The sequence below is a fragment of the Labrys miyagiensis genome (assembly GCF_030160835.1).
Lineage (GTDB): Bacteria > Pseudomonadota > Alphaproteobacteria > Rhizobiales > Labraceae > Labrys > Labrys miyagiensis.
In genome coordinates, this window is record NZ_BSPC01000037.1 from 25,599 (window position 1) to 36,517 (window position 10,919).

General features: G+C 60.9%; 7 protein-coding genes. 6 read left to right on the plus strand and 1 reads right to left on the minus strand.

Annotation, left to right across the window (positions count from 1 at the left end; all coding sequences use genetic code 11):
- The first annotated feature begins 173 nt into the window (after positions 1-173).
- The 6 genes from QQL24_RS19765 to QQL24_RS19790 all read left to right on the plus strand — a co-directional run bounded on the left by QQL24_RS19765 (position 174) and on the right by QQL24_RS19790 (position 10,625).
- Positions 174-884, plus strand: coding sequence for a response regulator transcription factor (locus tag QQL24_RS19765; RefSeq protein WP_284314020.1), 711 nt, complete (start codon positions 174-176; stop codon positions 882-884).
- Positions 885-1,020: 136 nt separating this feature from the next.
- Positions 1,021-2,214, plus strand: a complete 1,194-nt coding sequence (locus QQL24_RS19770; RefSeq protein ID WP_284314021.1) for an efflux RND transporter periplasmic adaptor subunit — start codon at positions 1,021-1,023, stop codon at positions 2,212-2,214.
- Entirely contained in the window at positions 2,211-5,375 is a 3,165-nt protein-coding gene (locus QQL24_RS19775; protein ID WP_284314022.1) for an efflux RND transporter permease subunit, read from the plus strand. Before QQL24_RS19770 ends, QQL24_RS19775 begins: the two co-directional genes overlap by 4 nt.
- Complete coding sequence (locus QQL24_RS19780; RefSeq protein ID WP_284314023.1) at positions 5,335-6,801, plus strand: ABC-2 transporter permease; 1,467 nt, start codon at positions 5,335-5,337, stop codon at positions 6,799-6,801. The genes QQL24_RS19775 and QQL24_RS19780 overlap by 41 nt, the downstream gene beginning before the upstream one ends.
- The gene (locus QQL24_RS19785) at positions 6,798-7,529 is read left to right on the plus strand and encodes an ABC transporter ATP-binding protein (protein ID WP_284314024.1); all 732 of its coding nucleotides are present in this window, start codon (positions 6,798-6,800) and stop codon (positions 7,527-7,529) included. Before QQL24_RS19780 ends, QQL24_RS19785 begins: the two co-directional genes overlap by 4 nt.
- Before the next feature lie 498 nt (positions 7,530-8,027).
- Positions 8,028-10,625 carry a spermidine synthase family protein gene (locus QQL24_RS19790; RefSeq protein ID WP_284314025.1) on the plus strand — a complete coding sequence of 866 codons (2,598 nt, stop codon included), beginning with the start codon at positions 8,028-8,030 and terminating at the stop codon, positions 10,623-10,625.
- Here the strand turns inward: QQL24_RS19790 and QQL24_RS19795 are convergent.
- Positions 10,622-10,919 (minus strand): protein-L-isoaspartate O-methyltransferase family protein (locus QQL24_RS19795; protein ID WP_431310721.1); only part of this gene is annotated, 298 nt, incomplete at its 5' end. The genes QQL24_RS19790 and QQL24_RS19795 overlap by 4 nt on opposite strands.

Below are 10,919 nucleotides of genomic sequence, written 5' to 3' on the forward strand. Positions count from 1 at the left end.
CGCTACTATCTCATTGCAAGGTCAGCGGCGGTTTCGCACCAACATGAAATCTAATTAATCCGGGGCATCCCCTGGTAGCGGCTCGAGATCGCCGACATGACACGATCATGCCAGCGGACAATAAGGGCCGCGATGCTACTCTCCCGTAAGGTCCCGCTTGGATAGCAAGGCGAATGCGTATTCTGATTATTGAAGACGACGACAAGACGGCCGGCTATCTGGCACGCGGCCTGTCGGAGAGCGGCTATATCGTGGACCGGGCCGGCGACGGCGAAGCCGGCCTGGCCATGGCGTTGGAGGGCATTTACGACCTGCTCGTCGTGGACAGGCGTCTTCCCGGCATGGAGGGGCTCGAACTGGTGCGGCGCCTGCGTCAGCATGATGCGGCGCTTGCGATCCTGATGATCAGTGCGGTCGCGGCAACCACCGATCGAGTGGAGGGCCTGCGCGCCGGCTGTGACGACTATCTCGCCAAGCCCTATGCCTTTTCGGAGGTTCTCGCCCGGATCGAGGCGTTGAGCCGCCGCAGTTCGCGGGGACAGGATCCCGACATGCTGCGCGTCGGCGACCTCACTCTCGACTTGCGGCTGCGTCAGGCGATACGAGCGGATCGACCCATCCCGCTGCAGCATCGCGAGTTTCTGCTGCTGCAGACCCTGATGCGGCATGCCGACCAGGTGGTGACGCGCTCCATGCTGACAGAGGCGGCCTGGAATTATGATTTCGAACCGCGCGGCAACATCATCGACATGCATATTCATCGCCTACGCCGCAAGCTCGACAAGGGCTTCGACAGGCCACTTATTCAGACCGTGCCGGGTGCTGGCTACATGATCGCAAGCCTCGCTTCGGCACAGACTGGAGTGCCAAAGCCTCCATCCTGAATCCTATTTCATGTTGGCGAGAAACCGGCGCCATTGAGAGGCGGCCATGATGATCCCGCGGCGCGCCGGGCTGCGCCGGGCGGATCACCGCTTGATGGCAACCGTTGCATCGAGACGATCATGGCGGAGACATCTGGTGAGTGACGGGAATGAACCGCGACCATTGCGGAAGGCACGCTGGCTGCGGATGCTGGCCCTGGTCGTGGCTGTCGGTACCCTGGCGGTGGGGGGCAAGGCCTTCCTGGGAACCAGGGCTGGCGGCTCAGCCCCTCCCGCCGCCAAACCCACGGCCATACCCGTGACAGTTGCGAAGGTTACGATACGAGATCTGCCGATTGAGCGGTCCGGCCTCGGCACCGTCACGTCGCTCAATGCCATCGACGTCAAGTTTCGCGCGGATGGACAGTTGCAGAACATATCCCTGCAGGAAGGACGTGACGTGCAGGCCGGCGATGTCCTCGCACAGATCGACCGGCGCCCTTACGAGGCACAGCTCGCGCAGGCCGAGGCCGCCTATCAGAAGGATACGGCGTCGCTCAACAATGCCAAGGCCGACGAGGCGCGTGCCAACAGGCTCAGCCAGACGGGCGCCGGCACGATGCAGGCGATCGACACGGCTAGGTCCCAGGTTGCCGTTCTAACAGCGGCGCTGGCTGGCGATCAGGCCGCTATCGATGCCGCCAGGCTCAATCTGGAGTTCACCACCGTCAAGGCGCCCATCGCCGGACGTGTCGGACTGCGCCAGATCGACGAGGGCGCGGTGGTCCATGCGAGCGACTCGAGCGGCCTGGTCAGCATTACGCAAATGGCGCCGATATCGGTGCGTTTCTCGCTGCCGCAGGATGACCTGCCCGCACTTCTGGCTGGACAGGCACAGCGAGAGCTCGCCGTCGCCGTCGACAGCCGCGATGGCACCCGCCATCTTGCGGACGGCAAGCTCGCGGTCATCGACAGCCAGGTCGATACCTCGACCGGCATGATCCGCCTCAAGGCCATCTTTCCCAATCAGGATCAGGCCCTCTGGCCCGGAGAATTAGTCACCGCCCGAATCCTCATACGCACCGATCGCAATGCTGTCGTGGTTCCGTCGGCCGCCGTGCAGAACGGACAGAACGGCTCTTACATCTTCATTATCAAGTCGGACGGTTCAGTCGCCGCAGCTCCCGTAAAGACGGGCCCCAGCGTCGGCGATTTCACGGCACTGCTCTCGGGGGCCTCACCGGGACAGGATGCCGTGCTCGACGGCCAGTCGCGCCTCGCCAATGGCAGCCTTGTCAGCCCCAGGGAGCAGCCCGCTGATGGGCCTGCAACGTCGGGGAATGCGTCATGAGCGTCTCCGAAATCTTCATTCGGCGCCGCATCGGCACCGGCCTCCTGGCGTTCGCGGTGGTGCTGCTCGGAGCCGTCGCCTATTTCATGCTGCCGGTCGCTCCCCTTCCGCAGGTCGATTTTCCAACAATCCAGATCCAGACGAACCTGCCCGGTGCCAATGCAGACACGATGGCAACCTCGGTCGCCACACCCTTGGAGAACCAGCTCTCGAACGTTTCCGGCATCACCCAGATGACGTCGACGAGTTCCTCCGGCCAGACCAATATCACGCTACAATTCGACCTGACGCGCGACATCAACAGTGCCGCCCAGGATGTCCAGGCCGCCATCAATGCCGCAGCCGGCAATCTACCCAAGAACCTTCCCAGCCCGCCGACCTATGAGAAGACCAACCCGGCCGATTTCACCCTTCTGACGCTGGCACTTTCCTCTGATCTTGTGCCGCTTACCGAGCTCGATCACTACGCCGAAGACGTCATCGCCCAGCAACTCTCTCAGATAACGGGCGTGGGCCTGGTGGACTTCCACGGTCCGCAGCGCCCCTCCGTACGCGTACGCCTCGATCCAGACCGGCTGGCGGCCCGCGGCCTCACCCTTGAGGACATCAGGAGCATCATCGGGTCCCAGACCGTCAACGCTCCCAAGGGCTCGCTGGATGGCGCCGATCGGGCGGTCGTCCTCGACGCGACCGACCAGATCATCGACGTGCGATCCTACCAGTCGATGGTCGTTGCCTATCGGAACGGGGCACCGATCCGGCTGCAGGATCTCGGCACCATTGTCACCGGGCCACTCGATTCCCACCAGGCGGCATGGCTGCAATCCCGGCATGCCGTGATGATCGATATCCATAAGCAGCCGGGTTACAATGTCGTCGATACCATCCAACGCATCAAAGACCGGCTGCCGGCGCTCGAGGCAGGATTGCCCGCTGCGGCGACGCTTGCCGTGGTCGGTGACCGCACTCAGACCATCCATGCGTCGGTAAACGATGTTCAGATCACTATGCTGATCACCATTGCTCTCGTGGTGCTGGTGATCTTCGCCTTCCTGAGGAACCTGTGGGCGACCCTCATCCCGAGCATCACCATCCCGCTGTCTCTGCTCGGCACGTTCTGTGCCATGTACCTTCTCGGAGACAGCCTCGACAACCTGTCGCTGATGGGGCTGACTATCGCGGCTGGCTTCGTCGTCGATGATGCCATCGTGGTGATCGAGAACATCATCCGCCATATCGAAGCTGGAAAACCTAAGCTCCAGGCCGCAATTGAAGGCTCGCGCGAGGTTGGCTTCACCATCATCTCGATGACCGTGTCCCTCATCGCGGTTTTCATACCAATCCTGCTGATGAGCGGCATTGTCGGTCGCCTGTTCCGCGAATTCGCGGTGACGGTCAGCGTCGCCATCCTGATGTCAGGGCTGGTCTCCCTTACCGTCACGCCAATGCTGTGCGGCTGGCTGATCCATCATGAGCACGACCAACCGCACGGCCGGCTCTATCGCTGGTCGGAGCGTGCCTTCGAGGCGGTAGCGCAAGGCTATGGCGCCTGTCTCGATGTCGTGCTGCGCTTCCGCTTCATCACCTTGATGGTGACGCTGCTGACCCTGGCCACGACGCTCTGGCTTTATACCGTGGTGCCAAAGGGTTTCCTGCCGCAGCAAGATACCGGCTTCATTCAAGGCAGGGCTCAGGCCGCCACCGACATCTCCTTCAGCGCCATGTCGGCCAAGATGCAGCGGCTCGGCAAGATCATCATGGCCGACCCCGATGTCGACAATGTCGCCTATTGGATCAACCCGAGTCCCTCCTCGGCGGTGGGACAACTGCAGATCAACCTCAAGCAGTTCAGAGAGCGCAAATCGACTGCGGCCCAGGTGATGGCCCGGGTGAAGAAGGCAACGGCCGGCATCGAGGGCCTGACGCTGGGCATGCAGGTCCGGCAGGATATCCAGGTCGGCGGCCGCCCCTCGGCAGCGCAATATCAGTACACGCTGCAGGACGGCGACACGGCCGAATTGGCGAAGTGGTCGGGCGCCATGCAAAAAGCCATGTCGAAGCTTCCGCAGATCCAGGACGTGACCTCCGACCTGCAGGCGGCGGCGACCAGCGCCACGCTCGTCATCGACCGGGCGACGGCCTCGCGGCTGGGTGTGAGCGTGCAGGCGATCGATGACGTGATCTACGACGCCTTTGGCCAGCGCCAGGTGGCGACCCTGTTCACGCAGGTCAGCCAATATCATGTCGTCGAGGAACTCGAACCGTCCTTCCAATTCTCGGCGGGCGCCCTGGATCATCTCTTCGTGCGTTCCGCCACCACCGGGACCCTGGTGCCGCTCCGCATGCTGGCGTCCGTAAAGAACGGGGTGATGCCCGTCACGATCAACCACCAGGGATCGCTACCGGCGACAACGCTGTCCTTCAACCTGACACCGGGCACCTCGCTCGGCATGGCTGTCGACGCCGTTCATGTCGCCGAATTGCAGGTCGGCATGCCGATCATGGTGGCAACCACCTTCCAGGGCACGGCACAGGCCTTCCAGGATTCGCTGAACAGCCAGCCCTGGCTGATCCTGGCGGCCGTGATTGCCGTCTACATCGTCCTTGGCATTCTTTACGAGAGCGTCATCCATCCCCTGACCATCATTTCAACACTGCCGTCGGCGGGGCTCGGGGCGCTCCTGGCCTTGCTCCTGAGTGGCCAGGATCTCTCGATCATGGGCATGATCGGCATCATCCTGCTGATCGGCATCGTCAAGAAGAACGCCATCATGATGATCGACTTCGCCCTCGACGCCGAACGCACTCAAGGCCTCGCCCCGGCTGCCGCCATTCGCCGGGCCTGCCTTCTGCGCTTTCGTCCAATCATGATGACGACTTTCGCCGCGCTCTTTGGAGCGCTACCGCTGGCGTTGGGAAGCGGCCCAGGCTCTGAGCTGCGCGTTCCCCTGGGCATCGCCATCGTGGGCGGGCTGGTGATCTCGCAGGTCCTGACCTTATTCACGACGCCGGTGGTCTACCTCACCTTCGCGGGGATGGCCTCGCCGCGCCGGCAGCAGCAACAGATATCCGAACCGACGCTTGCCACCGCGCAACAATCCGCGCCGGAGCCTCAATCGCATGATGGAAGGAGACAAGAGCGACATGCTAACGCTCTATAGGGAAGAACTTCGGGCAGTCATGCGCGGACGTTTCGCCTGGATGGGGGCAGCTATTGTCCTTTTGGGTCTCGGCGGCCTTGCGGCCGTCGCCACGCAGGATAGCTGGCTCGATGGCTATGGCGTCATCGGTTACTTCCTCGCGCCGGTTTGCTTTCTGCCGCTGGCGGCCGGGGCGATCGCCAGCCCCCGCGCCAACCGTTTCGTTGAAAGCGTCTTTACCGCACCGGTGGACCGCAGGGATTGGTTCGTCGCCAAAGTTCTCGTCGTCTCGACACTGGCAGCCGCATATTACCTCGCCGTCGCGCCGCTAGCCGTTGTCTACGTTGCTAATGTCGGCATACCCTTCCTATTGGCCAAGTTCCTCATCTGGACACCTGGGATCCTGCTGGTCTGCGTCGCCGTCGGAACTCTGATCGGTGTGCTGTTCATCGGGCCAAGCGTAGCACCGCCGGTTGCAACGGGCGTGGGGGTCATGCTGGTCTATGCCGTACTGGTGCCGCTGCAGGAGTTGCTGGTCACGCGGGGCTATGGCGCCACGGCCACTGGTCACGTCGCGCTAATCAGCCCGCTGGTGCTCCTCAAGAACGGACTGGGATTCACCCTCGCCACCAGCGCGGTTCCCGCTTCGACGTTTGCAACTTGGGTTTGCCTCGGCCTGATCGTGTGCGGGTCCTTCGCACTGGCCGCATGGATATTCCTGCGAACACAGGGGGTCGAATCGTGGGAAGCCTCTTCGGGCCAGCGCACGGTAATCGTGCTCGGGCTCGTCGCCCTCGTGCTGGTCCCTGCGTTATTCGCCAACACGGACTATGACAAGGATGCGCCTGCCCGAAACAATGCACCGTCCATACCGGGCCTGTTCATGCGGGGTGGCGGACAACTCGCCCTCGTCGATCCGCGAGCCACCGCCCCCGCAGCCTGCTGTGACACTCTTCTCAACCGGGACAAATGGCCCTCGCTTCCTACCAGCCAGCCGACCAGGCAGGATCTTCTGTTGTTCCTTCCGGTCAATACTAAGCAACGGCTGGCACGGCTGGACATCCATGTCACAGGCCAGAGCGGTCTGGACGTCCAAGTTTTGCCGACAGCGTCTGTCGACATTGGACATGATCTGGAGACCAGAACCTATTCACCCGGGATAGGACCGGCAGATGCCGATGGGCAACGCATCGAGACTGGATGGGTCGCGCGCATTCCCGTCACTCTGGTTCCGAACGCACCCTGGGACATTGGCGGCGTACGCTATCCCATCGATGTCGACGCAACCTATTTGGTCGAGGGCAGTTCACAAGCCACCACGTTGAGCGCCAGGGCAGCCGTCGAAGCGCATGTGCCAAATGCCCTCGCCGAAATGGCCGGCGCAGGCGCCGTCCTCCCACTCTTCTGCTTCTTTGCTATTTTCATGCGCTGGAAACGAACACGATGACGGAGTTTGCCCTCGAAACAACTGGTCTCACGCGCAGCTTCGGCACCTTTGTCGCGGTTGACGAGGTCAGCCTCAAGGTGGCGAAGGGACAGCTTTACGGCTTTCTGGGTCTCAACGGAGCCGGCAAGACGACGACCATCCGAATGCTCACGACCCTGCTTCCACCGACGAGAGGCACGGCGAAACTCTGGGGTCACGACATCGCCGCGGATCCGCTCGCCGTCCGCAGGCTCATCGGCCTCGTCAGCGATGAGACGAGCGAAAGCCAATCGGATTGGACGGCTCGCGAATACCTCGCCTATTTCTGTCGCATCCGCGGCATCGAGAATGTGCGGGACACGGTGGAGCGCTGTTTGATCAGCGTGGGCCTGGCGGAACGATTCCGGGGCAAGCGCATCGGCACCTACAGCACCGGCATGAAACGACGTGTTGAGATCGCTCGTGCTCTCCTCGGCGGCCCTAAGGTGCTGTTCCTGGACGAGCCGACGCGTGGCCTGGACCTACCAGCCAAGCGGGAGACTTGGAAATTATTGCGCGACCTCGCAACCAGCGAGGATGTCACCACATTCCTCAGTAGCCACGACGCACAGGAAATCCGCACGCTATGCACCCAAATCAGCGTCATAGCGACAGGCAAGCTGGTATTCACCGGCTCCGCCCAGGATCTCGGCGCCGATCTGGACACGTTCGAGGACAGCCTGATCGAATTACTGACCAAGCGTCGATAACACCCGCTTGGCATCTACGTCGGCGCTGGATTGAACGCGATCTTGGCCAAGCAGCGGCCTGTTCCTAATAACCTGGGCCGCCCTCAACAAGACGGCCCACTGACAAACGCTCGGCCCACGGGAGACTACGGACAATTCTGCGCCCGAACTGAGCTGCAAAACCTGCAAAGGCGCGCCGATGGCTCTTGCCCGCCGCGCCACAAGGGCTATCACGACCCCGCAAGCACTACACTTTAATCGGAAACAAAAAAGTGGTGAGAAATGCGGGTTAGAATCCGTAGGGAATGTTAACAAGAGGATTACGCCGGCAGATGAGGAATGCGGGTGGCATGACGAGCGGCGAAGGAGCTAATCGCGGACCGGTCGATATCCCCATAATGCTTCCCTAATTATCGGTTCCTAGAGCAATTATCAGCCCGTAAGCTTTACCCGTGCATCTGTGTGGGGCCCCAATCGGTGACAGCGCAAGACAATGTCGCACCCCAGGACAGGCTGACTGTGCTGATTTACCTGTCTGTTGCGTCTGTGTCCGGCGCCGTGATCGCCCTGCAGATCGTCATCATGCGCATTTTCGCCGTTGGAAGTTGGGCGCATTTTGGCTCGATGGTTGTAAGCCTGGCGATGATGAGCTTCGGCATCACCAGCGTCGTGATGTGCGCGGCGAGTGGCTGGTTCGAGCATCGTGGCTGGACGCTCGCTACTATTGCGCTTTTTCTCTTTGGCCCATTGCTGATCGCATCGAACCTCCTGGCGCAGCAGATTCCATTCAATGCCATCTTCCTGATATCCGACCCGGCCCAGAAATGGCGCCTATACGGCAATCTGGCGCTTTACCTGCTGCCGTTCACGGCGGGCGCACTATTCCTGGGTTGCGTCTTTCTGAAGGCGCGCGCGCATTTTGCCAGAGTCTATTTTGCCGATTTGGCCGGTGCGGGTCTTGGAGGACTTGTCACGCTCGCAAGCCTCTACGTGCTCCTACCAGAAAATCTCCTCCTTGTTCCGCTTGGCCTGTGGTTGCTTGGCAGCCTGCTTTGGATTGCGCTCCGTCCCGGGCGGGCCAGCCTGGCGACCCTCGCTATCGCAGCGTTGTCGGCCATCCTCCTTCAAGAGGCAGCGCCGCGCCTCCTCGGCGCAACGACGCTCGCAGTGTCCGACTACAAGGGCGTCGCCTATGCGCGCAAATTCCCGGATAGCAGGCTGGTTTACGAAAACGCCTCGCCCTTCGGTCTGTTGCAGGTCTACTCGAGCTCGTACCTGCATTTTGCGCCGGGTCTTTCGGACAATGCGGCCTTTAACTTGCCCGAGATGCCTGCCAACGCCTATCTCGGCATGTACATCGATGGCGACGGCCCCTTTGGCATTATTCGGAACTTGTCCGAAGCGGAGGAGGCCTATTTCAGCTTTTTGCCGATGGTCTATCCCTATGTCATCAAGGGCAAGCCGGACACTTTCGTGGTCCAGTTTGGCGGCGGCATCTCGACAGCAGTAGCGCTGAGATATTCAGCCCATGTCACAGTTGCGGAAGCCAATCCTGCGATTCTCCAGGCCTTTCGGGATGATCTGGAGATTCGAGATTTCACCGGAAGTGTGCTGCGCAATTCAAAAGTGAGCGTCGTGGACTATGACGGCCGTCTTTTTCTCGCTCACTCGCCTCGCACCTATGACGTTGTCGACCTTAGCCTCGCTGATTCCACCGGTCTTTCGAGCCCCGGCGGCTTCGCGATCGCTGAAAAATACGCCTACACACGCGAGGCGATGGAGAGCTATATGCGCGCCTTGGCGCCTGGCGGCGTGCTTTCGGTGACCCTTTGGAACAAGGAAGAGCCGCCGAAATCCATCCTGAAGCTCTACGCCACCATGGCAGAGGCAGCCAGAGCCGTCGATCCGGCTTCGATTGCGGACCGTTTCTTCGTGGTGTCGAGCTACCTGTCGACGACCACCGTGCTTTACAAGCAGGGCGGCTTCACCCAGGCGGAGATCGCGCAACTACACGACCACACCCGGGCTATGTCGTTCGACGAGGTCTACTTCCCAGGGCTTCAATTCGACTCCAAACAGATCCAGCCTACCCTCGAAAGCTATCGCAATAGTATATTTGACAGGCCGAGCGCAGCGCCCGCCTCCTCGCCCTCCACGCAGGACGTCGGTCCGGATGCGCCGACCGTCGATTCAAACCCCGCGGGGGATGCGCCCGGCCAATTGCCTTCGACCACAATGGGTCAGATTGCTTGGAACGCGCTTGTCCACGGCGGCTGGAATGACGTCGCAACGGACTATGTCTTCGACGCACGCTCGCTTTCCAATGATCGCCCTTATTTCGCAGCCTATGTGAAACCCGCCGATCTGCTCAAGGTGACGGACCGCCTGGACCTTTTCCAGGATGAATGGGGCTATCTTCTCGTCTGGGCAACTTTTCTGATCGCCATTGTCGCGGCCTCGATGTTGATCGCGATTCCGGTCATGGTCGGATGGCGGTCTGACTTGGGCCGTTACAGGGGGCTTCTGCGGACGATCGTATATTTTGGTTGCCTTGGCCTCGGTTATATCATGGTGGAAGTGGCGCTGATTGCGAAGTTCGTCGTGCCACTTGGCAATCCCACCATCTCTGCTTCAATCCTCATCACCGCAATGCTGGTTTTCTCCGGAATTGGCAGCTTGGTGTCGGAGCGCATCGCGGATGTTGCCCGCATTGCTCTACCGGCGATCCTCTTAGCCATTGGCCTGCTCTTGATCGCCTACGCGTGGTGGCTTGATCCTTTTCTCGGCAGAATTGGGGCAATGTCCTACGGGCTGCGGATCCTTTGTTGTTTCGCTTTGGTCGCCCCGCCGGCATTCCTTATGGGCTTTCCGATGGCGACCGCGATGACATGGCTTAGTCGCCTTGGCAAGGAGTCGGTGTTCATTTGGGCGTGGGGTATCAACGGTGCGATGTCCGTGGTCGGTGCGGCAGCAGTTCCGATCGTGGCGACGGCCTTTGGACTATCTACCGTCCTGACGATCAGCGGCGTTGCCTACCTCGTCGCAATTCTGGCGTTCCGGGCAATCTTCCTGTCACCCAAAAGATCGCAAATCGCGCTCTCGGCGAAGACGATTTAGTTGCTGTGCGTACCCTTGATCGTTTCACCTTCAAGCTTGGTGAAGGGGACGAAATTGATGATGCCGCCGCCATAAATGTCGGAGCGTGCCACATGGAAGCTGCCATCGGCCTCCTGCTGCTTAACGACTTTCAGAACATGTTGCGCACCCGGCGGCCCGATGGGGATTACCATCATGCCGCCGGGCTTGAGTTGTTTCAGGAGAGGCGGCGGGATGTGGTCGATGCCACAGGTGACTATGATCTTGTCGAAAGGAGCGTTCTCCTCCCAGCCATAATAGCCGTCGGCATTTCGC